Source organism: Blautia sp. OF03-15BH (assembly GCF_003463065.1).
In the GTDB taxonomy this organism is placed as follows: domain Bacteria; phylum Bacillota; class Clostridia; order Lachnospirales; family Lachnospiraceae; genus Limivivens.
The window spans coordinates 72,983-99,833 of record NZ_QSCM01000007.1; the positions used below are offsets into that span (position 1 = coordinate 72,983).

A 26,851-nucleotide genomic window follows, 5' to 3' on the forward strand; every position below is an offset into this window, starting at 1 on the left:
CCACTGACAGATCGCGAAGCGACTGCGTTCATGAGCAAGTAGCGAAGCGGATTGCGAATGTCCACTTTACTGACAGTCACGAACGAAAAAAAGACCCCGAAAAAATCCGGGGTCTGATTTTTATGCGTTTTTATTTTTGAAAGAAGCTCTCTTTCTTAAAGTAGGATCGAGGATCTTCTTGCGGATACGAAGAGACTTGGGAGTAACCTCAAGAAGCTCGTCGCTGTCGATGAACTCCAGGCACTGCTCCAGGCTCATGATCTTGGGCGGTGTCAGCTTCAGTGCTTCATCCGATCCGGAGGAACGGGTGTTAGTCAGATGCTTGGTCTTGCAGACGTTGAGCTCAATATCCTCCGGTTTTCCGCTCTGGCCGATGACCATACCGGCATAAACCTTGGTACCGGGCTCGATGAAGAGGGTACCGCGGTCCTGAGCATTGAACAGACCGTAGGCAACGGCCTCGCCACTCTCAAAGGCGATCAGGGAGCCCTGTTTACGGAACTGGATATCTCCCTTATACGGAGCATAGCCGTCGAAGATGGAGTTCATGATACCGTTACCCTTGGTATCGGTCATGAATTCCCCACGGTAGCCGATGAGTCCGCGGGCAGGAATGGAGAACTGCAGACGGGTGTTTCCGCTGTTGTTTACGCTCATTCCCTGCAGCTCACCTTTCCGGAGAGCCAGCTTCTGGATGACGTTTCCGGAGAATTCGTCAGGAACATCGATGTATACAAGCTCCATGGGCTCCAGCTTTTTACCGCGTTCGTCCGTATGGTAGATAACCTCTGCCTTACTTACGGCAAATTCATAACCCTCACGGCGCATATTCTCGATGAGGACGGACAGATGAAGCTCACCACGGCCGGAAACCTTGAAGGCCTCGGTGGTCTCAGTCTCTTCCACACGGAGGCTGACATCCGTATTCAGCTCACGGAACAGACGGTCTCTTAAGTGACGGGAGGTAACAAATTTTCCTTCCTGACCGGCCATGGGACTGTCATTTACGACGAAATGCATGGAGATCGTCGGCTCGGAAATCTTCTGGAAGGGGATCGCTTCTACATGATCCGGCGAACACAGGGTATCACCGATGTGGAGATCGGAAATACCGGAGATGGCCACGATGGAGCCAACGGTAGCTTCACTGACCTCAACTTTGTTCAGACCGTCAAACTCGTAGAGCTTGCTGATCTTTACACGGCGCTGCTTGTCCGGCTCATGATGGTTGACAAGGACGCAGTCCTGATTGACCTTGATGACACCGTTCTCTACTTTACCGACACCGATACGTCCAACGTATTCGTTATAGTCGATGGTACTGATCAGGATCTGGGTTCCGGCAGTCTCATCACCTTCGGGAGCGGGGATATAGCTCAGAATTGTCTCAAAAAGGGGCACCATGTCGCTGGATTTTTTGGTCAGATCCAGGGTGGCAAAACCACTCTTTGCGGAAGCATAGACAAAGGGACAGTCCAGCTGCTCATCGGAAGCATCCAGATCCATCAGAAGCTCCAGAACCTCATCCACGACTTCATCCGGACGGGCTTCCGGACGGTCGATCTTGTTGATACAGACAATAACAGGAAGATCCAGATCCAGAGCCTTGCTCAGTACGAAACGGGTCTGGGGCATGGGACCTTCGAAGGCGTCAACGACAAGGATAACGCCGTTTACCATTTTAAGGACACGCTCTACCTCACCGCCGAAATCTGCATGGCCCGGGGTATCGATGATGTTAATTTTTGTATCTTTATAAAAGACTGCCGTGTTTTTAGAAAGAATCGTGATTCCACGCTCTCTTTCGATGGCATTGGAGTCCATGACACGTTCAGCGACTTCCTGGTTTGCGCGGAAAACGCCGCTCTGTTTCAAGAGCTCGTCCACAAGAGTCGTTTTACCGTGGTCTACATGAGCGATAATCGCAATGTTACGCACATCTTCTCTTTTCATAAAATATCGTTCCTCTCAAGAAAGAATCTCTTCTACTTATATGTTTATCAGTTCACAACTAATCCAGTTTATCATATTTTTTCAGGATTACAAGGGGCTTTTGAAAAAAAATAGATTTTCCGGAAAAGAGTTCTAAAGTGAAAAAGAAGTGCATAGATATACTTACTAAGTAAACGCTTCGGAGGAAAAACCGTTTCCGACGGAGACTGCTTACAGGAGATTACGGGAAAGAGAAGGGAGAAGATTTATCTATGGATAAAATTATTGAAAACAATCAGGTAACTGTCATGGGCGAGATCGCTTCGGAATTTGAATTCAGCCATGAGGTGTTTGGCGAAGGCTTTTACATGCTGGAGCTTCTGGTAAAACGCCTGAGTGACTCCTTTGACCGGATTCCGGTGATGATCTCGGAACGTCTCATTGATGTGACAAAGGATTACCGGGGAGAATTCATACAGATCTCCGGTCAGTTCCGGTCGTATAACCGTCATGAGGAGAAGAAAAACCGTCTGGTGCTGTCTGTTTTTGCAAGAGAGGCTGTTTTTGCAGAGGCGACGGATGATAAGATAAAAAGCAACCAGATTTTTCTGGACGGTTTTATCTGCAAACCGCCGGTCTACCGGAAAACACCTCTGGGCAGGGAAATCGCAGATATGCTGGTAGCGGTAAACAGACCTTATGGGAAATCGGATTATATCCCCTGTATTTCCTGGGGAAGAAATGCCCGCTTCGCCGCCAATTTTGAAGTGGGGAGCCGGGTGCAGATCTGGGGAAGGATCCAGAGCCGGGAATATGTAAAAAGACTGGAAGACGACCGGACGGAAAAACGGACCGCCTATGAAGTATCCGTCAGCAAACTGGAAGAGATCTGCTGACAGTTCCGGAAAGCAGTAAGATGTGCGAACCGTTTTCCGTCAGAGCAGGGTTAAAATCCTCTTGTAAATCCATGGGAAGTGTAGTAAGATGGTCTGGCTCAAAATGAAAAAAGGTTGATTTTCCGTTGCAGGGCGAAACCCCTCCGGGAAAAAAGAGGTGCGGAAATGGATAAAGGTACAGTACATATTTACTGTGGAAAAGGAAAAGGAAAAACCACCGCTGCGATCGGCCAGGCCATCAAAGCTGCCTGTGAAGGCCGGAATGTGGTATTTATTGAATTTCTGAAGGCGAAGGAGGAAGACGAACTTGGTTTTCTCAAACGCCTGGAACCGGAGATCAAGGTTTTCCGTTTCGAAAAATTCCAGGAATCCTTTGATGAGCTTCCGGAAGAGAAAAGGGCGGAAGAGATCCAGAATATGAAGAATGCTCTGAATTTTGCCAGAAAAGTTCTGGTAACGGAGGAGTGTGATGTGCTGATCCTGGATGAGGTTCTGGGGCTGATCCCCTATGGAATCGCGGGAGAAGCAGAGCTTCGGAATCTTCTGGAGGTCAGAAGCGCATCCACAGATCTTTATATGACCGGTGTTTACGGAGCCAGAGAGATCTGGGATGCCGTGGACGAGGTGACAGAACTGGTTGCTCACAAAAGCCTGGTCCAGGACAGCAAAACAGCGGTTGACAAGGAAAATCAATAATGATATAGTTAAGAAAAACGGGGGATTTTCCCGTGGTTTGACAGAGGTTGCGTATTTCATCAGTAGTCTGCCGGATGTGGCCCGCACAGAGGAAAGCAGGAGAAAGGGAAAGACGCCGAAAGTGAAGGAATGGGTTTCCGGATCTTGGGCATGCAGTGAAAAACTGTATGACTGTCATCGTTGATACGATGGAGCGCTGATCAGGACAGAAAATATTCAGGAAATAGAGAGTTTGTCAGGATAGCTTTCTATTCATGATGCAGGATGATCGGGGACAGACTTCATCGGGTCTGTCCCCTGTTTTATGTCAGAGCATGAAGTAAATCGAAATCCCATCGCCAAAGGCGGTTTTACTGGATTTTTTTGTAAGGAGGAAATGAAATGGCAATTTTCAAAGGAGCCGGTGTTGCAATCGTGACACCTATGAAAGCGGACGGAGAAGTAAATTATGATGTTTTAGGAGAGATGCTGGAGGCACAGATCCAGGGTGGGACCGATGCCATCATCATCTGTGGCACCACAGGTGAATCTGCAACCCTCACAGAAGAGGAGCATTCCGCAGTGATTCGCTATGCGATCAAAAAAGTCAACAAACGGATCCCGGTAATCGCAGGTACCGGTTCTAATTGTACGGCTACTGCCATCAAACTTTCCAAAGAGGCAGAAAAAGACGGGGCAGACGGCCTTCTGCTGGTAACTCCGTATTACAACAAAGCAACCCAGAACGGTCTGATTGCTCACTATACGGCAATCGCAAACGCAGTGAACATCCCTATCATCCTTTATAATGTGCCCAGCCGTACCGGCTGTAATCTTCTGCCGGAGACCATTGCAAAACTGGTGAAAAACGTAAAAAATATCGTAGGTGTGAAAGAGGCCAGTGGAAATATTTCTCAGATCGCCAAGGTGAAACTTCTCTGTGGTGATGATATTGATCTCTATTCCGGAAACGACGACCAGGTAGTACCCATCCTTTCTCTGGGTGGAATCGGAGTGATCTCTGTACTTTCAAATGTGGCTCCGAGAGAAACGCATGATATGGTTATGGATTACCTGAACGGAGATCTGGAGAAGGCAAGAGAGATGCAGCTGAAGGCACTTCCGCTGATCAATGCGCTGTTCTCTGAAGTAAACCCGATCCCGGTGAAAAAAGCGATGAGCTTCATGGGCTGGGAAGCAGGTCCTCTTCGTGCTCCCTTAAGTGAGATGGAGGATGCTCACGCAGAAGTCCTCAGGCAGGCAATGAAGGATTTCGGCATCAAAGTAGTGGACTGAAAAGCCTGAAATACGGAGGAAGAAAAATGGTCAGAATTATCATGCATGGCTGTAACGGTCATATGGGCCAGGTGATCACTGGCATTGTAAAAGAAGATAAAGATGCACAGATCGTGGCTGGTATCGATCTGGTGGATAACCGTGACAATGGCTATCCGGTATTTACCAGCTTAAAAGACTGTGATGTGGAAGCGGACGTAGTGATTGATTTCGCTTCTGCAAAGGCAGAGGACGCTCTGATCGAGTGCTGTGTGGAGAAAAAACTGCCGGTAGTCGTTTGTACGACAGGGCTTTCCGAGGAGCAGCTTCAGAAAATCCGTGAGGCATCCAAAGAAGTGGCTGTACTGAAATCTGCAAATATGTCTCTCGGAGTGAACACTCTTCTGAAGCTTCTTCAGGATGCTGCCAAAGTTCTGGCTCCGGCCGGTTTTGATATGGAGATCGTAGAGAAGCACCATAAGCATAAAGTAGATGCACCCAGCGGAACTGCTATTGCTATGGCAGACAGCATCAATGAGGCTTTGGGAAATGAGTATACCTATACGTATGACCGCAGCGGCCGCCGTCAGGAGCGTGATCCGAAAGAGATCGGTATTTCTGCTGTCCGCGGCGGAAATATCGTGGGTGAGCACGAAGTGATCTTTGCCGGACTGGACGAGGTCATTGAATTCAAACATACGGCATATTCCAAAGCAGTATTTGCCAAAGGCGCGGTATCAGCAGCCAAGTTCCTGAAAGGAAAAGGCCCCGGTTACTACGATATGAGCGATGTGATCAACGGATAAAAGAAACAGAAAGAAAACGCTGTACCTTTTTGGTATGGCGTTTTTTTCAGAGAGCGAAGGAGCATTTTTATGGAAAAAGAAATGGAACTGAAATACCTGAAAAGCCTTGCAAAGCTCTATCCAAGTGTGGCTGCGGCTTCCACGGAGATCATCAATCTTCAGTCTGTGTTGAATCTGCCAAAAGGAACGGAGCATTTCATGACAGACATCCATGGAGAATATGAACAGTTTTTTCATGTGCTGAAAAACGGTTCCGGTTCTGTGAAAAAGAAGATCAATGAAGAGTTTGGCAACACCTTAAGTAAAAAAGATAAGAGTGGTCTGGCTACGCTCATTTATTATCCGGAGCTGAAAGTGGAGCTGGTGGAAAAAACGGAAGAAAATCTGGAGGACTGGTATAAGATCACACTTCACCGTCTGATCCAGATCTGTAAAAGGGTATCCAGTAAATATACCAGAGCCAAGGTACGGAAAATGCTGCCGCCGGATTTTGCGTATGTGATCGAGGAGCTTATTACAGAGAAAGAAGAACTGCTGGACAAGGAAGCCTACTATAATGCCATCATCAGCACCATCATCCGTGTGGGAAGCGCAAGAGAATTTATCATTGCCCTCAGCAATCTGATCCAGCGCCTGGCAGTGGATCACATCCATATCGTGGGAGATATCTTTGACCGGGGACCGGGACCGCATCTGATCATGGATAAACTCATGAGTTACCATTCTGTGGATATCCAGTGGGGAAATCATGATGTCGTGTGGATGGGAGCTGCCGCCGGTCATCTGGCCTGTATTGCCAACGTCATCCGGGTTGCCTGCCGGTACGGAAATCTTGACATGCTGGAGGAGGGCTATGGCATCAACCTGATCCCGCTGGCAAATTTTGCCACCTCCGTGTATGGCTCTGATCCCTGCGAGTGCTTCAAGATCCATTATACGCCAAGCGAGTACAATACCAGCGATCTGGCCTGGGATCTCAGGATCCAGAAAGCGATTTCTGTCATCATGTTCAAGCTGGAAGGGCAGATCATCCGGGAAAATCCGGAGTTTGAGATGGAAGATGAGCTTTTCCTGGACAAGCTGGATCTGGAAAAGGGAACAGTGAAGATCCGGGGAAAGGATTATACCCTTCTGGACAGTCGTTTTCCGACGGTGGATCCGAAGGATCCTTATGCTCTGACGCCGGAGGAGGCTGAGGTCATGGAGAGGCTTCAGTCTGCCTTCCTGAAATGCGAAAAACTCCAGCGTCATGTACGTTTTCTGTATACAAACGGAAGTCTGTACAAGGTATTTAATGGAAATCTTCTTTATCACGGCTGTGTGCCTCTGAATAATGACGGAACCTTCCGGAAAGTGCGGATCTTCGGGAAGGATTACAGCGGCAAAGCCCTTTATGATATCCTGGAGGTTTATGCCCGCAAAGGCTACTATTCCATGGATAAAGAGGAGAAGAAAAAGGGACGGAATATTCTCTGGTATATCTGGAAAAATAAAAATTCACCGGTTTACGGAAAAGACCGGATGACTACCTTTGAACGTTATTTTGTGGCGGAACCGGAGACTCATGTGGAGCAGAAAAATCCTTATTATGCGTATCTCAATGAGGAACGGGTCATCGACAGGATCCTGACAGAGTTTGGACTGGATCCGGAAAATGCCCATATCGTCAACGGGCATATGCCAGTGAAGGTGGTAAAAGGTGAGACTCCCATCAAATGCAACGGAAAGCTCTTTATCATTGACGGTGGTTTTTCCAAGGCTTATCAGAAGGTGACCGGCATTGCAGGTTATACGCTTGTATACAATTCATATGGTCTTCTTCTGGTGGCGCACGATCCGTTTGTTTCCGTGGAGGAGGCAGTGCGTACAGAATCCGATATCCATTCGCAGAGCATGCTGGTGGAGCGGACCTTTCAGCGTCTGACGGTGGCGGATACGGATGCCGGAAAGGAGATCCAGGAGAGGATCCATGATCTGGAAGAGCTTCTTCATGCCTACCGCTCCGGTGAGATAACGGAGAAAAATTAAGGCTGCCCGGTACTCTGCCTTGATTCCATCAAAGATTCATGATAAACTTTTCTTATCGAAGGGAAAAGCTCCATCAGACGGCGCAACGGCTCTCTGATGGAGCTTTTTCTGAGTGTCTGCTTTACTAAAACCAAAGGAGGAACAATATGTCGGCCAGAAAACGTATTGAATACGTGGATGTAGCCAAGGGAATTGCCATTCTTTCCGTGATCGTGGGTCATACCTTTTCTGCTTATGATCCGGGAAGTCTTTTGAACCGGTTTATTTATTCCTTCCATATGCCGCTCTTTTTTATCCTTTCCGGATTTTTTTACCGGCCACAGGATTTCAAGACGGCGTTTGGAAGAAAAGTAAAAAACCTTCTGGTTCCCTATCTTATCATTAATGCGGTACGCTGTCTGATCGCTTTGGAGAAAAGTGGTTTTGAGACGATGCTTCAGGGATATCTGTTCCCGGCCTTGTACGGAAACGGCTCCACGCCAAAGATCGCCTTATGTCTTTTTGATGTGAAGATCGTCGGAATGACCTGGTTTCTCATTGCTATGTTTGTCTGCCAGGTACTCTATCTTTGCCTGGAGGAATTTTCAAAAAAATACGGAACGCCCATGTGGATCCTGGTGATCCTGATGGCTGTCACGGGAATGGGGCTGAATGACAAGGTCTGGCTGCCTTTTTCCATCCAGCCGGCCATGAGTGCCCTGCTTTTTTATCATGCAGGAAGGCTCATGCGGGAAAAGAAGGTCCTGGAAGAACCGGTGCGGGCTGTGCCGGCAGGAATCCTCATCATGGGTGCTGTGATCTGGATCGTGGCTGTTTTTTATGCATCTCTGGGTATGCATGCCAATTCCTATCATGGAGCAGCTTCTGTTCTGGGAGCCATTGCAGCCACCTATTTCATCACCCAGTTTTCCAAGGGACTTTATCATGTGCCGGTTTTAGGCGGTTTTTTGAACTGGTGCGGAAGAAATTCCATCTATATTTACTGTTTTCATGCCATTGATAAAAATATCCTGCTTTCCATCAAGCATGTGGTTTTGCGGTTCTTCCCGCTTCCTTCTACCAAGGGAGCCCTGCTCTTTTCCGGGATGCGTCTGCTTTTTGCACTCCTGGGAGCACTGGTTTTTCTTGTAGTGAAGAATCTTGTAAAAGAATTCAGACGCGAACAGAAAAAGAAAAAGGAAAGACAGATGGAAATGCAGAGGCGCAGACAGCAGCGGATGCAGCGGCAGCGCCGGAGAGAAATACAAAGACGATAAAAAATACGAGGAGGAATGAAATGCTGAACATCAGAGAATATGTGAAGGTTCAGAGCCTGGAAGAGGCTTATGAACTGAACCAGAAGCGGACCAATAAGATCATCGGCGGAATGCTCTGGATGAAAATGGGAGACCGGAACATCCAGAAGGCCATCGATCTTTCCGGTCTGGGTCTTGATCAGATCGAGGAAGAGGAGGAAGAATTCCGGATCGGCTGTATGACCACTCTTCGGGAGCTGGAGCTGCATCCGGGGCTGGATGCTTATACCGGAGGAGCACTCAGGGAAAGCCTTCGTCATATCGTTGGCGTACAGTTTCGGAATCTGGCAACAGTGGGAGGAAGCATTTTCGGACGTTTCGGATTTTCAGACGTGCTGACTCTGTTCCTGGGACTGGATACGTATGTGGAGCTTTATAAAGGCGGGATCCAGCCGCTTTCCACCTTTGCCTGGAGCAAGAGGGACAACGACATTCTGGTGCGGCTGATCGTAAAAAAGAAACCGGTACGGATCGTCTATCAGTCCCTTCGTCTGACACGGACTGATTTTCCGGTGCTGGCAAGCGCCGTAGTCTGTCTGGACGGAAAATGGCAGGCAGTGATCGGCGCCAGACCGCAGAGAGCTTTGCTGGTTGAGGATGAAGAAAAGATTCTGGAAGGCGGACTTACCGAAGAAAATATCCGGAAATTTGTCGCTTATGTAACGAAAAAAACGCCCACAGGCTCCAATATGCGTGCCGGAGCGGACTATAGAAGTCATCTGGTGGAAGTACAGGTACGCCGGGCTCTGGAAGAAATGAGAGGTGAAACGAATGCAGATTAATCTGAAATTAAACGGAAAACTCATCAAGGAAGAGATCGCAGACGAACTGCTTCTCATCGATTTTGTACGGAAACATGGCTGTTACAGCGTAAAAAGAGGCTGCGAAACGGCAAACTGCGGACTCTGTACGGTTTTTCTGGATGGAAAACCGGTCCTTTCCTGTTCACTTCTGGCAGCCAGAGCCAATGGAAGAGAAGTGACCACTCTGGAAGGTCTTCAGGAAGAAGCAGAAGAGATCGGATCCTTTGTGGCAAATCAGGGAGCAGAGCAGTGTGGCTTCTGCAATCCGGGATTTATGATGAATGCGATCGCTCTTTTCCGGGAAAATCCCGATCCGACAGATGAAGAGATCCTGGAGTATCTTTCCGGAAACCTTTGCCGTTGTTCCGGTTACGAAGGACAGCTCCGGGCGATGAAAAATTATATCGCATGGAAAAAAGAAAAACAGGAGGTGGGTGCATGAAGGTAGTAAATCAGCCGGTGATGAAAAAGGATGCCATGTCTCTGGTGACCGGAAAACCGGTATTCCTGGATGATGTGGTGCCGGACAATGCCTTGGTGGTAAAAGTAAAAAGAAGTCCCTATGCCCATGCACTGATCGAGGAGATCAAGATCGATACGGCACTGAAGGTGCCGGGGATCGAGGCCATCTATACTTATAAAGATGTGCCGGATATCCGTTTTACCATGGCTGGACAGACCTATCCGGAGCCCAGTCCCTATGACCGTCTGATCCTGGATCAGAGAGTCCGTTTTGTGGGGGATGCAGTGGCGATCGTAGCCGGAGAAAATGAAAAGGCGGTAGAGAAGGCTCTGCGCCTCATCAAGGTGAAATATCAGGAACTGGAACCGGTGCTGGATTTCCATACGGCGAAGGATAATCCGATCCTGGTTCATCCGGAAGATAACTGGGAGTCCAAGTGTCCGGTAGGTGCAGACAATAAACGAAATTTGTGTGCAAGTGAAGTTTCCGGTCACGGGGATATCGAGGCAGTATTGAAGGACTGTGATCTGGTCGTTGAGCATACCTACCACACGAAGGCCGATCAGCAGGCAATGATGGAGACCTTCCGTACCTATACCAACATGGATGCCTACGGCAGACTGAATATCATCAGTTCTACCCAGATCGTTTTCCATGTACGCCGCATCGTTGCAACGGCTCTTGGGATCCCCAAGTCCAAAGTACGGGTGAGCAAGCCGAGGATCGGCGGCGGTTTTGGAGCGAAGCAGACCCTTGTGGCAGAGATTTATCCGGCGTTTGTCACCTGGAAGACCGGAAAAGCGGCAAAGATGATCTTTACGAGAGAAGAGTGCCAGATCGCTTCGACTCCGCGTCATGAGATGGAAGTGACGGTAAAAGTGGGAGCCGATAAAGATGGGCGGATCCGGGGAATCGATATGTATACACTGTCCAATACAGGTGCTTTCGGAGAACACGGACCGACAACGGTAGGGCTTTCCGGTCATAAAGCCATTTCTCTGTATGGAAATCTTGAGGCCCACCATTTTGCCTATGATGTGGTTTATACCAACCATATGTCTGCCGGTGCTTACCGGGGATACGGAGCTACCCAGGGAATCTTTGCGGTAGAGTCAGCAGTGAATGAGCTGGCAGACCGCCTCGGCATGGATCCGGTAAAACTCCGGGAAAAGAATATGGTCCGTCAGGGTGAGGTAATGCCCTCCTATTATAATGAAGTCAATGCCAGCTGTGCCCTGGACCGCTGTATGGCCCGGGCAAAAGAGATGATGCACTGGGATGAGAAGTTTCCGGCACGGGATATGGGCAATGGCAAAATCCGAAGCGTCGGTGTGGCTATGGCCATGCAGGGCTCCGGTATTTCCGGCGTGGACGTAGGTTCCGCTACGATCAAGCTTAACGATGAGGGCTTCTATGTGCTGCGGATCGGCGCTGCGGATATGGGAACCGGCTGCGATACGATCCTGGCTCAGATGGCTGCAGAGTGTCTTTCCTGCGGCGTGGAGGATGTGGATGTCTTCGGCGCAGATACAGACGGTTCCCCCTATGATTCCGGTTCTTATGCGTCCAGTACGACTTATGTGACCGGTATGGCTGTGGTAAAGGCCTGTGAGAAGCTGAAACATAACATCATCGCCCGTGCGGCACAGATCCTCGACTGTCCGGAGGAGGAACTGGAATTTGACGGCAAAACAGTTTCCGGTGAAAAGGGCCGTGTGCCTCTGGCAGATATTGCGACCAGCTCCATGTGCGGAAACAACATTCCCATGGAAGTTTCCGAGAGCAACAGCTCACCGACCTCTCCGCCACCCTTTATGGTCGGTATGGTGGAGATCGAGCTGGATAAAGAGACGGGAGTGGTAGAACTTCTGGATTATGTGGCTGTCGTAGACTGCGGAACACCGGTAAACCCCAATCTTGCAAGAGTGCAGACGGAAGGCGGTCTGGGACAGGGAATTGGTATGGCGCTCTATGAGGATATTCAGTACAATGCAAAAGGAAAGCTCTGGAACAATTCCTTCATGCAGTATAAGATCCCAAGCAGGCTGGATGTGGGAAGACTTCGCGTGGAGTTTGAGAGCAGCTACGAGGAAAGTGGTCCCTTCGGTGCCAAATCCATCGGCGAGATCGTGATCAATACGCCCTCCCCGGCCATTGCCCATGCAGTACATAATGCATCCGGCGTCTGGGTACGGGAGCTTCCCATCACTCCGGAGAAGATCTGGAAGGGAATGCAGGAGAAAAATGAAGACTGACCTGATCTTAATGGCGGCTGGAAACAGCCGCCGTTTTGGAAGCAACAAGCTGTTGTATGAGTGGAAAGGGAAAAAACTGTACCGGTATATGCTGGATGCACTGCTGGAAGCGGCAGAAGAGCTGGAGAAAAACAGCGGTGCGGACACAGGAAACCGAGATGTGTCCGGCGGGGGAAGCGAATCAAGGCCGAGGAACATCCGGGTACGGGTAGTGACGCAGTATGAGGAGATCCTGGAGGAGGTGGAGCAGCCGGGGGGCGACGAGGTTTTCCTGCCTGTCAGTGGGAATGCCTGCGGAGTCGGTGGGAGGCAGGAGAAAAGAGCTGAAAATCAGAGAGCAGATTTCGTGTGCGAGAGAGAAGAAGAAAGCTTTCCTGCGGGCATTTACAGTCCCGAAAGTGTCAAAGGTCTTTCCTATACGATAAGGAAAGCGCTGGAGTTTGAGGCTGCTGATCCGCCGGACTATTTCGCCTTTTTCACGGCGGACACGCCGGAGCTTTCGGCGGCGGATATCCGAGATTTTCTCGAAGAGTTCTTCGCTTCCGGCCATTCTGTGGCCTGCGTCCGCTGCGGGAAAGCCTATGGAAATCCTGCTGTTTTTTCCTGGAAATATGCCCCGCTCTTTCAGACCCTCACCGGGGATCAGGGCGGAAAAAAGGTGCTGAATCAGCTGCTCGACGACTGCTTTTTCTATGAGCTTCCGGAGCGCAGCCGGAGGGATATCGATACACCGAAGGATCTGTGACTTACGGATGCTCGGAACTGGTATAAAAAAGACTTGAAACGTTTGGAAGATATGCATACAATAGAGTAAATGTGAAAAACAACTTAGGAGGAGAATCATTCATGAAGCTTTTGGAAGACAGAATCCGCAAGGATGGTGTGGTTAAGGAAGGAAATGTGCTGAAAGTAGATCGTTTTCTGAATCATCAGATGGATATCGAACTGTTTCAGGAGATCGGAAAAGAGTTCAAACGCCGTTTTGCAAATGAAAATGTAAACAAGATCCTCACAATCGAGGCTTCCGGAATCGGAATCGCCTGTGTTGCGGCAGAATCTTTCCATGTGCCTGTAGTGTTTGCAAAGAAGACCCAGACCAAAAATATTGCAGGAGAAGTTTACAGAACACAGGTGGAATCCTTTACCCATGGAAGAATCTATGACATCATCGTATCTAAGGAATTTCTGGGAAAAGGTGACCGGGTGCTTCTGATCGATGATTTCCTGGCAAATGGAAAGGCGCTGGAGGGACTGGCACAGCTGGTACAGGATTCCGGAGCAGAGCTGGTCGGAGCCGGTATTGTGATCGAGAAAGGTTTCCAGAGAGGCGGAGATGTCATTCGTGCCAAGGGGATCCATCTGGAATCTCTGGCTATTGTAGACGGTATGAATGATAAGACAGGAGAGATCATCTTCCGCGAGCAGTAAAACACACAGAACAGTGACCAAATCAGAAAAATGACAGCAGGGAGGGTATCAAAATGGAACGTATAAAACAGGCATTGGCAGAGGGCAGGACTGCTCTTGGTATCGAATTTGGTTCCACCAGGATCAAGGCAGTGCTGGTGGATGAAGAGAGCCACCCGATCGCACAGGGAGGCTATGACTGGGAAAATCGTTATGTGGATAATATCTGGAGCTATACAATGGAAGATATCTGGAAGGGACTCCAGGGCTGTTACCGGGAAATGGCAGAAGATGTGAAGAAAACCTACGGCATCACCTTGAAAAAAATCGGAGCCATCGGTTTCAGCGGTATGATGCACGGCTATATGCCCTTTGATAAAGAAGGAAAACTTCTGGTGCCCTTCCGTACCTGGAGAAACAACATCACAGGACAGGCTTCCGATGCGCTTTCCGAGCTCTTCAATTTCCAGATTCCCCAGAGATGGAGCATCGCCCACCTTTATCAGGCGATCCTGAACGGGGAAGAGCATGTGAAGGATGTGGACTTTTTCACGACTCTGGCAGGTTATATCCACTGGAAACTGACAGGAGAAAAGGTCATCGGTATCGGTGAAGCTTCCGGTATGTTCCCCATTGATGTGGAGAAAAAGGATTTTTACCCCCAAATGCTGGATCAGTTCGATGAGCTGGTAGCACCGAAAGGCTATCCCTGGAAGATCAGAGAGCTGCTTCCGAAGGTTCTGGTGGCCGGTGAAACGGCAGGCACCCTGACGGAAGAGGGAGCAAAGCTTCTGGATGTAAGCGGAGAACTGGAAGCCGGTATCCCCGTATGCCCGCCGGAGGGAGACGCCGGAACCGGCATGGTTGCCACCAACAGCGTGCGTCAGCGTACCGGAAATGTCTCTGCGGGAACCTCTGTTTTTGCGATGCTGGTTTTGGAAAAAGAACTCAGTACCCGCTATCCGGAGATCGATATGGTGACCACACCTGCCGGGGATTCGGTTGCCATGGTCCATTCCAACAACTGTACCTCGGATCTCAATGCGTGGGTGGGACTCTTTGATGAATTTGCAGCAGCCATCGGAGCGAAGATCGATAAAAACCAGCTGTTCGCGACACTGTATAACAAAGCGCTGGAAGGAGACAAGGACTGTGGAGGCCTTCTGGCTTATGGATATCTTTCCGGAGAACATATCACGCATTTTGAGGAAGGCCGTCCGCTCTTTGTGCGGACACCGGAGAGTCATTTTTCACTGGCAAACTTTATGCGCGTCAACCTCTATACCTCGCTTGGAGCTTTGAAGACCGGGCTGGACATCCTTTCTTCCAGAGAAGGTGTGGAAGTGGACAAGATCCTGGGTCACGGCGGTCTCTTTAAGACACCGGGCGTAGGGCAGAAGATTTTGGCAGCAGCCATGAACGCTCCTGTTTCCGTTATGGAGACGGCAGGAGAGGGCGGAGCCTGGGGAATTGCACTTCTGGCCTCCTATATGGTGCAGAAAAAAGAAGGAGAGACACTGGCTGATTATCTGGACAGTCATGTGTTTGCAGAAAGCAAGGCCATCCGCATAGAGCCGGATCCGGCAGATGTGGAAGGCTTTGAAACCTTCATGAAACGGTATCATGCAGGACTTTCCATCGAGCGGGCAGCTGTGGAAAAGCTGGCAGATTAAGGAGGCGGAAAAGATCATGCTGGAAGAACTGAAAAAAAAGGTATATGAAGCAAATATGCTTTTGCCGAAGCATCAGCTGGTGACATTTACCTGGGGAAATGTAAGCGGCATTGACCGGGAAAAGGGGCTTTTTGTCATCAAACCAAGCGGTGTCGATTACGACAGGCTGAAGCCGGAAGATATGGTAGTCATGGATCTGGATGGAAACCGTGTGGAGGGTACCTATAACCCTTCTTCGGATACGGCAACGCATCTGGAGCTCTACAAAGCCTTCCCGAAGATCGGCGGCATCGTACATACGCATTCCTCCTGGGCTACTTCCTGGGCGCAGGCCGGCAGAGGGATCCCATGCTACGGAACCACGCAGGCGGATTATTTCTACGGTGAGATCCCCTGTGTGCGGAACCTGACGAAAGAAGAGATCGAGGAAGCCTATGAGAAAAACACCGGTCTTCTCATTGTGGATTATTTCAAGGATAAGGATTACATCGCCATGCCGGGTGTCCTCTGTAAGAACCATGGCCCCTTCACCTGGGGCAAGGATGCTTTTGAAGCCGTTCATAATGCGGTTGTCCTGGAAGAGGTGGCGAAAATGGCCAGCCGGTGCGAGCAGATCAATCCGGATGTGAAACCGGCTCCGCAGGAGCTGCAGGATAAGCATTATTACCGGAAACACGGTGCAAACGCTTATTACGGACAGAAAACAGAATCATAAAAAAGAAGAATCTCTGCATCCGTCATGGATGACAGGGATTCTTCTGCGTCCGGGAGAAGTTAAGACAGAGTGCAGGTGATAAGGCCGTCTTTTTCACTGAAAAATTCCAGCATGGAGAGGGCAGTCTGACGAAGCTCCTCTGTATCGGCCTGGTTCCAGACGGGGATCACGCGGGCGGAAGGAAAACGGCTGCGAAGCGGTGTGAGGTAGCCGGACTTCTGGAGAAGTGCCATATCCCGGGCTGTGATGGTATGCCAGCCCTGTGGGAAAGACAGAGGAGAAAGCCGGGAAGAAACTTTTGCGAGAGCTTCCATGGCCAGTTCTTTCCTGTGACAGAATTTCGCAGGATCTTTTCCGAGGGCGGAAAGGCCGGTGACGGAGAGGATGAGATCGATGTCCTCCGGGATCACTGGTTCTGTTTCATTGGGATATTTTAAGGGGAGACGTCTGGAACCGTCGGCCTCCACGAGTACCAGATCCGCGAAAGCACCTGCTTTTTCATAGGTTTCCAGACCCGGAAAGCCTATTTTTTTGATTTCGGAGGAAAGTGCGTGTGCAGAAGGCTCATGGGCAGTTTTGGGGGAGACGACAGGTACACCCGCAACAGCGAAGCCATCTTTTTTCAGTTTTTCCATCACATCCTCTGCCCTTCCGGTAAGCACGCCGTCTTTTTCCGGAAGCTGCATATGAGTCGTGGGAAGCAGCAGGACAGAAAGCCCCCGTTCCCGGGCTTCCCGGGCCAGCGTATAGAGAAGTGTGGTCTTTCCGCCGGAGCCGACGGCTGCGATACGAAAAGGTTTTTTCGGCATTTTTTTCCAAGGCTCCAAAGCCTCCCAGAGAGAATCATAAGGAGCTGGGGAAGCTGTTTTTCGGATATACATAAGACGTTTCCTTTCTGATGGGCGATACATCTGGCACAGTTTCTGTAATGTGTTTATTCTACCGGATTTTCACCGCAGCGGCAATCTCTTTTCCCGCATATTTCTTGACCCCGCAGGCTCCATGGATTAGAATATTTGTAACAGTTCAGAGCCAAATAGATTTTCATGCAAAAGTGTGAATCATGCTTGCATGAATGAACACTTTTACATGGAAATCTATTTGGCGGATACGCCACACCGACGAAATGCGCAGCATTTTGGAGGTGGTTCTGAACAGTTACAATATTTGTAACAGTTACGAATTTGGAGAATATGGAGTGAAAATTTATGAATTACGAAAATCTGCTTCGGGAGATGCGTTCTCTGGCGGAGCATGTATCTTACCCGATTACGAATCTTGCGAACGCTTCAGCTCTTATTTTTGAGGAGTTGGACCGCTTAAACTGGGCGGGCTTCTATATCCGGCAGGGTGAGGAACTTCTTCTTGGACCTTTCCAGGGAAAAGTTGCCTGTACCCGGATCCCGTTGGGAAAAGGGGTCTGCGGTACGGCGGCAAAGCTGGGGAAAACACAGCTGGTAAAGGATGTCCATGAATTTCCAGGGCATATCGCCTGCGACAGTGCGTCCAATTCGGAGATTGTGGTACCCCTCTGGAAAGACGGGGAAATCTGGGGAGTTCTGGATATCGACAGCCCGGAAAAAGGTCGTTTTGATGAAAAGGATCAGGAAGGGCTGGAAGCGTTTGCAAAGCTGATTGAGGAGTTTCTGTGATCGGATATCCGGATTGACAGAAAGAAAGAGCTATGCTATCATAGGAATGATTACTGATATTGGTATTTCATTTCATCAGCCAAGTAAAAGAAAAAAAGAGGATAATGCTGTGGAAAATATAATCATTATAGGAGGCGGTCCGGCGGGGATTTCCGCAGCTCTTTACGCTGCCCGTTCCGGCAGAGATCCGCTGGTTATTGAGCATGGGGCAGGAGGTCTCAAAAAAGCAGAAAAGATTGAAAATTATTATGGCGGCGGTACCTTGTCCGGACAGGAGCTTTATGACAAAGGGATTGGCCAGGCAAAAGCGCTTGGTGTCCGTATCCTTACCGCACAGGTAGTGGGCGTGGAAGGCTTTGACACCTTTACGGTCCACACGGATCAGGGAGATTTCGATACGAAAGCCGTGATCCTGGCGACAGGGACCAGCCGGAAGGCTCCGGCCATCGCAGGACTTAAAGAGCTGGAAGGCAGTGGCGTGAGTTACTGCGCTGTCTGCGATGCTTTTTTCTACAGAGGGAAAAAAGTGGCAGTCATCGGAAACGGTGATTTTGCATTGAAAGAAGCGGAAGAAATCGGAAATGTAGCTTCCGAAGTGACGATCCTGACCAACGGACTTCCGGAGGCTTTCTCAAGAAAGCCGGAATATCCGGTGCGTACAGATAAGATCCGTGCTTTAAAAGGCGCAGAGCTTCTGGAAGGGGTAGAATTTGACGATGGGACATTGCTGGAGGTTTCCGGTGTCTTTGTAGCCATCGGAACAGCAGGAAGTACGGAGATCGCCCGCCGTATGGGAGCAGAGCTCACAGAAAAAGGAAATATCCTGGTGGATGAAAATATGCGTACCACGATCCCGGGACTTTATGCGGCAGGAGACTGTACCGGAGGTCTTCTCCAGGTGGCTAAAGCCGTTTATGAAGGAGCATTGGCCGGTATGGATGCTTCCAGATATACACGGCCGGCCGGTCGGGAATAAAAACACTGCAGCAGGAAAAAATAAGAAAGACAAAAGAATAAAGGAGAATGTACAATGGAAATGACACTGAACAGCAGCAATTTTGCAGAAACCATCAAAAGTGAAGAAAAGATCCTCGTAGATTTCTGGGCTACCTGGTGCGGTCCCTGCATGCGTCAGGCTCCGATCCTGGAGGAGCTGGCAGGAGAAGGCTATCACATCGGCAAAGTAGATGTGGACCAGGCTCCGGATCTTGCCGGAAACTATCGCGTCATGAGTATCCCGACTCTGATCCTCTTTAAAAACGGTGAAGAGGTAAAACGTTTCGTCGGACTGCAGACCAAAGATACCTTAAAAGCTCTTCTGGATGCAGAATAAAAACAGGATCGAAAACCAGAATCCACTTGCCGGAGACAGGCTTTTTGGATCCTGATTTCCGGACAGGCTCCGGGGAACCAGAATATCCACTGGTTTCCCGGAGCTTTGGTCTTACAATACAAAGGAGTTATATTTATGCAGAACAGAGCCAAAGATCTCTGTCCTGTAGCGAAGAAATGCGGAGGCTGCCAGTATCAGGGCATGCCTTACGAAAAACAGCTTCAGGAAAAAGAGAAAACAGTAAAAAAACTTTTTAAAGGGATCTGCCCCGTCCATTCGATCAAAGGCATGAAAGAGCCGTATCACTACCGGAATAAGGTACATGCGGTTTTTGACCGGGACAGAAGAGGAAATATTATTTCCGGTGTCTACGAAATGAAGAGCCACAGAGTCGTTCCGGTGGAAACCTGTATGATCGAGGATCAGAAAGCGGACGAGATCATCGGAACGATCCGCGGGATGCTGAAATCCTTTAAGATCCGTACATACGATGAGGATACGGGATACGGCCTGCTCCGCCATGTTCTGGTAAAACGCGGTTTTGCCACCGGTCAGATCATGGTGGTTCTTGTGACCGCTTCTCCGGTCTTTCCGTCCAAGAATAATTTCGTAAAGGCACTCCGTCAGAAGCATCCGGAGATCACGACCATCGTTCAGAATATCAATGGCCGCGGAACCAGTGCCGTGCTGGGAAAACAGGAGCATGTGCTTTATGGAAAAGGTTACATCGAAGATGTGCTTATGGGGCTGAAATTCCGGATCTCTGCCCGTTCCTTTTATCAGATCAATCCGGTCCAGACAGAAGTCCTTTATGGAAAAGCACTGGAACTGGCCGGACTGAAAGGCAAAGAAACGGTGATCGATGCTTACTGCGGCATCGGCACCATCGGACTTCTGGCAGCGAAAAGAGCCGGAAATGTGATCGGCGTGGAACTGAATCCGGATGCGGTACGGGATGCCATCGGAAATGCAAAGGGAAACCAGATCACCAATGCCCGCTTCTTTTCCGGAGATGCCGGTGAATTCATGATCGATATGGCAGATCAGGCGGAAAAAGCGGATGTGGTCTTTATGGATCCGCCCAGAAGCGGAAGTACGGAAGCATTTCTAGATGCAGTGGCACGTCTGGCTCCGGAAAGGGTGGTCTACATTTCCTGCGGACCGGAGACACAGGCGAGAGATGTAAAGTATCTTCTGAAACGGGGATACCGGGCAGAGGGAGCCTGGCCGGTAGATATGTTCCCCATGACAGATGAGATCGAGAACATCTGTCTTCTGAAAAGAGTGTGAAGAGCATGAAATTTTATCATACGTCAGATATCCATCTGGGAGCAGTGCCGGACGGCTGTTTTCCCTGGAGCAAAGCACGCGGAGAAGAAATTTATGACAGCTTTGTACGTCTGGTAGATCAGGCAGAGCTGGAAAAGATCGATCTTCTGCTGATCTCCGGAGACCTGTTCCACCGTCAGCCGCTCTCTCGTGAACTGCAGGTACTGGGAGAACTTTTTGGCTCGCTGAAGAAAACACAGGTGGTCTTTATCACAGGAAACAGAGACTATCTTCGGGAGGACAGCAGTTACCGTACCTTTCATTTTCCGAAAAATGTTCATTTTTTGGATGGAAGCCGGGAAAAAAAGATTGTTTTTCCGGAACTTCAGACGGTCGTTTATGGCATGAGCTATACGAAAAAGCAGCTGACAGAGCCATTGTATGAGAGTTTCCGGCCGGAGGAAGAGGGATTTTTTTCTGTTTTCCTGGTGCATGCGGGAGACGGAGAAGAGCATATGAGGCTTCATCCGGAAAAACTGGCGGCTTCCGGTTTTTCCTATATTGCGCTGGGAGGCAGCCATGAGCACAGAGTCTGGCTGGAAAACCGGATGGTCTGTGCCGGAGCGCTGGAACCGGTAAAAAAAGAGGATCTGGGCGAGCATGGCTTTGTGGAAGGAGAATGGAAAAATGGTTTTCTTACCACACACTTTGTGCCCTTTGCTCTCAGGAATTACCGGAAGGTGGTCCTCACGTCAGAAAGTCATACGACCGAAAAGGAACTGCGGGAAAAGCTGAAAGAGGTCATCCAGAGTGAAGGAAGCCGGGACATTTACCGGGTAGAGATCCAGGGCGTACGAAAGCCCGGGCTGGATTTTGAGCCGGAGCATTTTCTGAATCTTGGAAATGTTGTGGAGATCCGCGATCTTTCGGAGCCGGAATTTGACCTGGAAGAGCTCAAAAAGCAGCATGGGCAGGACATGATCGGCCGCTATATCACCTATTTTGAACAGCAGACGTTGAAGGATCCTGTCGCGAAGAAGGCTCTGTATTGCGGGCTTCTGGCTCTTTTGGAGGCGGAGAAGGAAAGATGAAGATCTTAGAGGCAGAATTAAAAAATTTCGGAAATTTTGTGGATGAAAAACTGACGTTTCATGACGGGATCAATGTGATCTGGGCGAAAAATGGAGCCGGAAAGTCCACCATACATGAATTTATCCTGGCCATGCTCTATGGTCTGAACGGGGAAGAGTGCATCCGGTGGCAGTCCTGGAACGGCAACGGCTGTCTCAGCGGAAGCATGCGTTTTGAAAGCGGCGGGAAGACGTATCTTCTGGAAAGGGACTTTCTGGATGGCAAAAACAAAGGCAGGCTTTTCTGTGAAACAGACAGAGAAGAGCTTTCTGTTGAAAACGGGGATCTTCAGAGACTTCTCGGTGGTATGAGTGAAAAAGCCTGGAAAAATACTCTTTATGTGACGCAGCGAGGACCGAACATCGGAAAAGAACTGGCTTCTGAGCTGAAAAACTATCTGGGAAATCTTTCCGGGAAAGAGCATATTGATGTGAGCCGGGCCCAGGAAAGCCTGGAAAAAAAGCAGGCGGAGTTGGAATGGGAAAAAAAGCAGGCACAGGCCGATCTGATCAGCAGGCAGCAGGAGATCCGCATGAAGATGGACTACATTGAGCAGGATATCGACCGGCTGAAAAAAGAGCAGGAGGATGCCCAGGAAAGCCTTCGGCTTTTAAAAGAAGCGAAAAGCCGCGAGGATCGTGAATTTTCCAGAAAGCAGGAAAAAGAGCGGGAGGACCGGAAGCAGGTGCGAAGCCTTGTAGGGCTTTTTATCATGCTGGGAGCTGTTTTTTTTGCCGTGGCAGGTATTTATGTTCCGCCCATCTGGGGAAAAGTCCTGCTCTTTGCCGGAGCTGTTCTTCTGGGGCTGACGGATTATTTTTATCAGAGAAGCCGTACCAGGATGCTGGAAGCGGAAGAGGAACTTTTTAAAGCACGCGAGTCTTTGAAAAAAGAAGCGCGGAGAAAGAAAGTAGATGAGCAGGAAAGGCTGTGCTGGCAGCTGGAAAAGGTAAAGGAATCGCTGAAAGAGAAGCAGCTGGATCATGAAAATCTAAGAGATGCGGTTGCAGAACTTCGGAGTACGGACAGCCGGCTGGATTCCATTGACGAAGAACTGGAAGCGGTAACGCAGGCAGTTCTTGCCATCCGTGAGATCACCAGAGAGATCTATGAGGAATCTGCCCTGAAACTCAATGCGTTTGCTTCCGGGATCATGGACGAGATCGTTGGAAAAAATTTCGGAGAACTTTATCTGGATCCGGATATGGAGATCTGTGTCCGTACCGGAGAGAAAAACCTGCGGCTTTCAGATGAAAGCTACGGAACTCTTTCCCAGGTTCATTTTGCAGCCAGAATGGCGATTGGAAAGACGTTAAGCGACAGGGAACCCATGCCTGTCGTTCTGGATGATACCTTTTCCATGTATGACCCGGAACGTCTTCTGGCGGTCTTTCGCTGGCTGAAGAAGTGCGGCAGCCAGGTGATCCTTTTCACCAGCCGCTTTCTGGAAGCAGAGACAGCGGAAAAAGTGGAAAAAGAATAAAAAGAACGGTAAGAAAGCAGTAACAGGAAGGCTTTCTTACCGTTTTTACTTTTTACTGATTGTGATCTTTTAAGAACTTGTTGATACGGTTCAGCGGGCTTAAGAGGCTGCTGATGGAGGTATCGTGGTTCAGGGTATCGATGATGTAAGCAATGTACTTACTCATGTCACAGTTTATATAATACGGTTTCTCAAGAAGCTCCGGTGTCTGGTAAACCAGGTTGGTGGTCAGGACGTAGTCGAAGAGACCTTCTTTATAAGCCTTGTCAAATTTATCCATTCCATCGGTGAAAAGACCGAAGGTGGCACAGATAAAGATGCGTCCGGCTTTTCTCTTTTTCAGCTCGGTGGCAACCTCGATCATACTGTCTCCGGAGGAGATCATATCATCGATGATGACCATATCCTTGCCTTCTACATCGGCACCCAGGAACTCATGAGCGACGATCGGGTTTTTACCGTTTACGATACGGGCATAGTCACGACGTTTGTAGAACATACCCATATCCACGCTGAGAACGTTGGACATATAGATCGCACGGCCCATTCCGCCTTCATCCGGGCTGATGATCATCATGGTGTCCTTGTCGATATGAAGATCCGGAACTGCCTTGAAAAGGCCCTTGATAAACTGGTAAACAGGCTGTACGGTTTCAAATCCTTTTAAAGGAATCGCGTTCTGCACACGGGGATCGTGAGCGTCGAAGGTGATGATGTTGTCAACACCCATGTCTACAAGCTCCTGCAGTGCCAGGGCACAGTCAAGAGATTCACGGCCGGTACGTTTGTGCTGGCGGCTCTCATACAGGAACGGCATGATCACAGTGATCCTCTTTGCCTTTCCGCCTACGGCAGCAATGATACGTTTCAGATCCTGGAAATGGTCATCCGGGGACATATGATTGGTATAGCCGTAAAGGGAGTAGGTCATGTTGTAGTTGCATACGTCAACCAGAATGTAAATGTCATCTCCGCGGACAGATTCTTTGATGATACCTTTGGCTTCGCCGGAACCAAAACGGGGAGCTGAAGCACCGATGATGTAGCTGTCTCGCTGATAGCCTTTAAAAGCGATGTTGCTCTTGTGCTCGTGTTCCCGCTCATTACGCCAGGCAACCAGATAGTTGTTGACCCGATCACCCAGCTCTTTGCAGCTTTCCAGGGGAATGATCCCTAAGGGACCGACAGGAATGGTTTCCAGGTTACGTTCATCTGTTACTTGCATGTTTTTTATCCTCCATCTAAAAAGATACGATGTGTATTCCTTCGTATATAATATAAGAAGTTTCTGCCAAGGTCAAGGGCAATCCGGCCTTTTTAACTTGGCTTTCCCGGATTTTTCAGCTTTTTCAGGATCCGGATATCATCTCCGAAAAATTTTCTCATCTTGTAGCTGCTGGTGATCCGGGAAAAAACGCGTTCCGAGTAGGTGTCACGGAAAACATTCAGCCCGAGGTTGGTGGAGATGATCGTGGATTTTCTCCGTGCCAGCCGTTCGTTGATGCAGAGAAAGAGCTGGGTGGAGATGAAGGAATTGGTCAGCTCTGTACCCAGATCGTCGATGATCAGAAGGTCACAGTCAAAAATGTAGGCATGCATGTTTTTCGTCTCTTCTTCCGTTTCCGTACGCTGGAAGGTCGTCCGTCCCAGAAGGTCAAAAAGCTCGAAGGCGGAAAAATAAATGACGGAATGAGCTGTCTTTAAAAGTTCCCGGGCGATGCAGTGGGAGAGGAAGGTTTTTCCGACACCCGTATCGCCGTAGAAAAAGAAATTCTGGAATTCCGTGTCAAAATTCCGGATAAAATCCATACATTCGCCTACGAGCTTCTTCATGGTGGCAAGGGAAGAAAGGCCGGTGGCAGGACTGACTGCCGTATCGGAATAATAGCGGAAGGAAAAGTGGTCAAAATTTTCTTCCTCCAGGATCTCACGGATATTGGACTGGGTGTAGAGGAGATCAATGACTGCCTGACGAAAGCAGTGGCATTTCTCCTGTCCGATATAGCCGGTATCCTGACAGTCCGGACAATGATAGTGCATTTCAAGATAATCGGCCGGGTAACCGTGGGAAGTGAGAAGAGCCGCTTTTCTGTCACTTAAGGCCTTGATATCCTCACGAAGGTGCAAGAGGGCATTTTCATCGCCTTCCAGGGCCTTTCTGGCAGAGGAGACGCTTAAGGATGCGACCTGTCTGTCAATGGCAGAGAGCTCCGGTACAGCCTCCGAAGCCAGGCGGATCCGTTCCTCCTGCTCATGACGGTCTTCCGTCTGTTTGCGGTAATATTCCCGCATGATCTCATCGTACTGAGTGTTTTTCAGCGCCATACTGCTCCTCCTTGCTGCATCAGTGGTTTAAAAGTTCTTTTTCCAGACGGTCAAAATCGTACTCACGCTGATCGAAATTGTTGAACCGGTTGGAAGTGACAGCCCTGGGTGGTGTCTTGGTATTTTTCTTTCCCTTGTTTTTGGCATGTTCGGTATCCAGAGGCTTGATATCATTCAGATGATGCACCTGTTTTTTGGACCAGTCCTCGAGGATCCGGTCTGCATAGGCAAAACTGGGGGAATGGGTCTTGGCAATGGTCCGGTTACAGGCTTCTTCAATGATATCCAGGTTGAAATGAAAGGTGTCTGTCCAGCGGTCAATGTATTCTTTTTCGGCTCTGGCCGGCCCTCTGCCTTTGATGCCGAACGCATTCAGTACGGAATAGTACTTCTTATGATAGAGATTGGTGCTGTTCTTTGCTTCCTGTACGGAAGTGATGCCTTCCTCTGCCCAGCCCAGAGCCACTTTTTCCATGTAGTGGCAGCTCTTGTTTCCTTTGGAGACGCAGTATTCCACCAGATATTCGATGAGATCCGTGGAAAAATGAAGAGAATCATAATAGTACAGGATGTTCCCGATCTCCGTTGAGGTCAGAGGACGGCCGATATAGCGGGCGGCAATAAACAGAAGCTGTTCCATATCATCATGGGATTTCAGTTCTGCGATCCGGTCCGGGCTTAAGGGAACCTTGGGAGGTGCCACGAAAGCAGGTTTTTCCGGAAGAACGGCAGCTTTTGGAGAGGGCTCCAGAAAATCAATGCCGGTTAGATTTCCCTCCGCATCATAAGTAAGGGAGAGAAGCTGCATTTTTTCCCAGTATTTCAGGGCCCGGGCCACATCTTTTTCCGTGTGCTCAAAAATATCTGCAATGCGGCCCATGGAAATCTCTTTTCCACCGGAAGCGCAGCGAAGAAGATAGAGATAGATCTTTACAAATTCTCCGCTGGCCTCCGGCATATATTCATCCAGAAAGACGTTCCGTACCAGTGTTACATCCATATCCGGTTTTTTCTGTAGCTGAATGCTGTTCATATCTTCACCAATTAAAAAGTTATTTCCTTTCCGTTGATATCCATGAGTCATTTTCAGCCGCAGCGCCCGTACGCGCTGCGGCTGAATACTTTTGCTTACTCTGACATACAGTATAACACAGAGAGTGGTTTGGAAGCAAGTCCCGGAGGTGGTTTCTCCATGGGAAATTTCTCTGTCTCCCAAAGTGTGCATAAGCCTGGATCTTTTTACACCGTACGGAAGAAAAACTGGAAGTCATACAGAAAAAAGATCTGTGGAAAATGTGGAAAATGTGGATAAATCGGTGGATAAAAAAATAATGCAACCTCAAAAAAACAGAGAAACTCAAGGTTTCTACAGGATTCGACATATTATGTAAAAATAGTTATGTAAATCACTTTTTCCACAGCCTCATCCACAGGC

Annotated in this window: 23 protein-coding genes, 1 pseudogene and 1 riboswitch; of the genes and pseudogenes, 19 read left to right on the plus strand and 5 right to left on the minus strand. The window is 49.1% G+C overall.

The genetic code is table 11. The features are described 5' to 3' along the window. Positions 1–120 precede the first annotated feature (120 nt). Complete coding sequence (gene typA, locus DXA57_RS09365) at positions 121–1,953, minus strand: translational GTPase TypA (protein WP_117766910.1); 1,833 nt, start codon at positions 1,951–1,953, stop codon at positions 121–123. Between the two features lie 251 nt (positions 1,954–2,204). On the opposite strand from typA, the gene DXA57_RS09370 reads away from it, so the two are divergent. The 13 genes from DXA57_RS09370 to araD all read left to right on the plus strand — a co-directional run bounded on the left by DXA57_RS09370 (position 2,205) and on the right by araD (position 16,223). Continuing rightward, on the plus strand, positions 2,205–2,828 hold the full coding sequence (locus tag DXA57_RS09370) for a single-stranded DNA-binding protein (RefSeq protein ID WP_117766912.1): 624 nt from the start codon (positions 2,205–2,207) through the stop codon (positions 2,826–2,828). Between the two features lie 165 nt (positions 2,829–2,993). Continuing rightward, positions 2,994–3,524, plus strand: coding sequence for a cob(I)yrinic acid a,c-diamide adenosyltransferase (locus DXA57_RS09375; protein ID WP_117766914.1), 531 nt, complete (start codon positions 2,994–2,996; stop codon positions 3,522–3,524). Positions 3,525–3,557: 33 nt separating this feature from the next. Beyond that, a riboswitch (Lysine riboswitch) is annotated at positions 3,558–3,732 on the plus strand. A gap of 173 nt (positions 3,733–3,905) precedes the next feature. After that, a complete protein-coding gene (gene dapA, locus DXA57_RS09385) occupies positions 3,906–4,799 on the plus strand; it encodes a 4-hydroxy-tetrahydrodipicolinate synthase (protein ID WP_117766917.1) in 894 nt (297 codons plus the stop codon). 26 nt (positions 4,800–4,825) lie between these two features. After that, positions 4,826–5,584, plus strand: a complete 759-nt coding sequence (dapB, locus tag DXA57_RS09390) for a 4-hydroxy-tetrahydrodipicolinate reductase (protein WP_117766918.1) — start codon at positions 4,826–4,828, stop codon at positions 5,582–5,584. 69 nt (positions 5,585–5,653) lie between these two features. Further along, complete coding sequence (locus tag DXA57_RS09395) at positions 5,654–7,612, plus strand: fructose-1,6-bisphosphatase (protein WP_117766919.1); 1,959 nt, start codon at positions 5,654–5,656, stop codon at positions 7,610–7,612. 146 nt (positions 7,613–7,758) lie between these two features. Beyond that, positions 7,759–8,868 carry an acyltransferase family protein gene (locus DXA57_RS09400; protein WP_117766920.1) on the plus strand — a complete coding sequence of 370 codons (1,110 nt, stop codon included), beginning with the start codon at positions 7,759–7,761 and terminating at the stop codon, positions 8,866–8,868. 20 nt (positions 8,869–8,888) lie between these two features. After that, on the plus strand, positions 8,889–9,689 hold the full coding sequence (locus DXA57_RS09405) for an FAD binding domain-containing protein (RefSeq protein WP_117766922.1): 801 nt from the start codon (positions 8,889–8,891) through the stop codon (positions 9,687–9,689). Further along, a complete protein-coding gene (locus DXA57_RS09410) occupies positions 9,679–10,152 on the plus strand; it encodes a (2Fe-2S)-binding protein (RefSeq protein WP_117766924.1) in 474 nt (157 codons plus the stop codon). The genes DXA57_RS09405 and DXA57_RS09410 overlap by 11 nt, the downstream gene beginning before the upstream one ends. Next, positions 10,149–12,428 carry a xanthine dehydrogenase family protein molybdopterin-binding subunit gene (locus tag DXA57_RS09415; RefSeq protein ID WP_117766926.1) on the plus strand — a complete coding sequence of 760 codons (2,280 nt, stop codon included), beginning with the start codon at positions 10,149–10,151 and terminating at the stop codon, positions 12,426–12,428. Before DXA57_RS09410 ends, DXA57_RS09415 begins: the two co-directional genes overlap by 4 nt. Then, complete coding sequence (locus DXA57_RS09420; RefSeq protein WP_117766928.1) at positions 12,418–13,173, plus strand: nucleotidyltransferase family protein; 756 nt, start codon at positions 12,418–12,420, stop codon at positions 13,171–13,173. The genes DXA57_RS09415 and DXA57_RS09420 overlap by 11 nt, the downstream gene beginning before the upstream one ends. A 101-nt stretch (positions 13,174–13,274) precedes the next feature. Beyond that, positions 13,275–13,856: a xanthine phosphoribosyltransferase gene (locus DXA57_RS09425; RefSeq protein ID WP_117766930.1), complete on the plus strand. Its 582-nt coding sequence runs from the start codon at positions 13,275–13,277 to the stop codon at positions 13,854–13,856. A 53-nt stretch (positions 13,857–13,909) separates the two neighbouring features. Then, on the plus strand, positions 13,910–15,508 hold the full coding sequence (locus DXA57_RS09430; RefSeq protein ID WP_117766932.1) for a xylulokinase: 1,599 nt from the start codon (positions 13,910–13,912) through the stop codon (positions 15,506–15,508). Positions 15,509–15,524: 16 nt separating this feature from the next. After that, positions 15,525–16,223, plus strand: coding sequence for an L-ribulose-5-phosphate 4-epimerase (araD, locus tag DXA57_RS09435; RefSeq protein ID WP_117766934.1), 699 nt, complete (start codon positions 15,525–15,527; stop codon positions 16,221–16,223). A gap of 59 nt (positions 16,224–16,282) precedes the next feature. On the opposite strand, the gene yqeC is transcribed toward araD, so the two are convergent. After that, positions 16,283–17,032 (minus strand): selenium cofactor biosynthesis protein YqeC, encoded by a 750-nt coding sequence (gene yqeC, locus DXA57_RS09440; protein WP_158571284.1) that lies wholly within the window; start codon positions 17,030–17,032, stop codon positions 16,283–16,285. Between the two features lie 399 nt (positions 17,033–17,431). Here yqeC and DXA57_RS09445 point away from each other — a divergent pair, with 399 nt between their 5' ends. The 6 genes and pseudogenes from DXA57_RS09445 to DXA57_RS09470 all read left to right on the plus strand — a co-directional run bounded on the left by DXA57_RS09445 (position 17,432) and on the right by DXA57_RS09470 (position 23,091). Next, positions 17,432–17,875, plus strand: coding sequence for a GAF domain-containing protein (locus DXA57_RS09445; RefSeq protein ID WP_117766938.1), 444 nt, complete (start codon positions 17,432–17,434; stop codon positions 17,873–17,875). 109 nt (positions 17,876–17,984) lie between these two features. Next, on the plus strand, positions 17,985–18,851 hold the full coding sequence (locus DXA57_RS09450) for an NAD(P)/FAD-dependent oxidoreductase (RefSeq protein ID WP_117767069.1): 867 nt from the start codon (positions 17,985–17,987) through the stop codon (positions 18,849–18,851). A 54-nt stretch (positions 18,852–18,905) separates the two neighbouring features. Then, positions 18,906–19,208: a thioredoxin gene (gene trxA, locus DXA57_RS09455; RefSeq protein WP_117766940.1), complete on the plus strand. Its 303-nt coding sequence runs from the start codon at positions 18,906–18,908 to the stop codon at positions 19,206–19,208. A gap of 144 nt (positions 19,209–19,352) precedes the next feature. Further along, positions 19,353–20,498 (plus strand): annotated as a pseudogene (gene rlmD, locus DXA57_RS09460) (23S rRNA (uracil(1939)-C(5))-methyltransferase RlmD); the annotation flags it as partial. Positions 20,499–20,503: 5 nt separating this feature from the next. Beyond that, positions 20,504–21,568, plus strand: a complete 1,065-nt coding sequence (locus DXA57_RS09465; RefSeq protein ID WP_117766944.1) for a metallophosphoesterase family protein — start codon at positions 20,504–20,506, stop codon at positions 21,566–21,568. Beyond that, the gene (locus DXA57_RS09470; RefSeq protein ID WP_147345677.1) at positions 21,565–23,091 is read left to right on the plus strand and encodes an ATP-binding protein; all 1,527 of its coding nucleotides are present in this window, start codon (positions 21,565–21,567) and stop codon (positions 23,089–23,091) included. Before DXA57_RS09465 ends, DXA57_RS09470 begins: the two co-directional genes overlap by 4 nt. A gap of 52 nt (positions 23,092–23,143) precedes the next feature. Here the strand turns inward: DXA57_RS09470 and DXA57_RS09475 are convergent, their stop codons facing one another. From DXA57_RS09475 to DXA57_RS09485, 3 genes are all read right to left on the minus strand, one after another. After that, complete coding sequence (locus DXA57_RS09475) at positions 23,144–24,316, minus strand: ribose-phosphate pyrophosphokinase (protein ID WP_117766948.1); 1,173 nt, start codon at positions 24,314–24,316, stop codon at positions 23,144–23,146. Between the two features lie 92 nt (positions 24,317–24,408). After that, positions 24,409–25,416, minus strand: a complete 1,008-nt coding sequence (locus tag DXA57_RS09480) for an ATP-binding protein (RefSeq protein WP_117766949.1) — start codon at positions 25,414–25,416, stop codon at positions 24,409–24,411. 19 nt (positions 25,417–25,435) lie between these two features. Beyond that, a complete protein-coding gene (locus DXA57_RS09485; RefSeq protein ID WP_117766951.1) occupies positions 25,436–26,449 on the minus strand; it encodes a DnaD domain protein in 1,014 nt (337 codons plus the stop codon). Positions 26,450–26,851 lie beyond the last annotated feature (402 nt).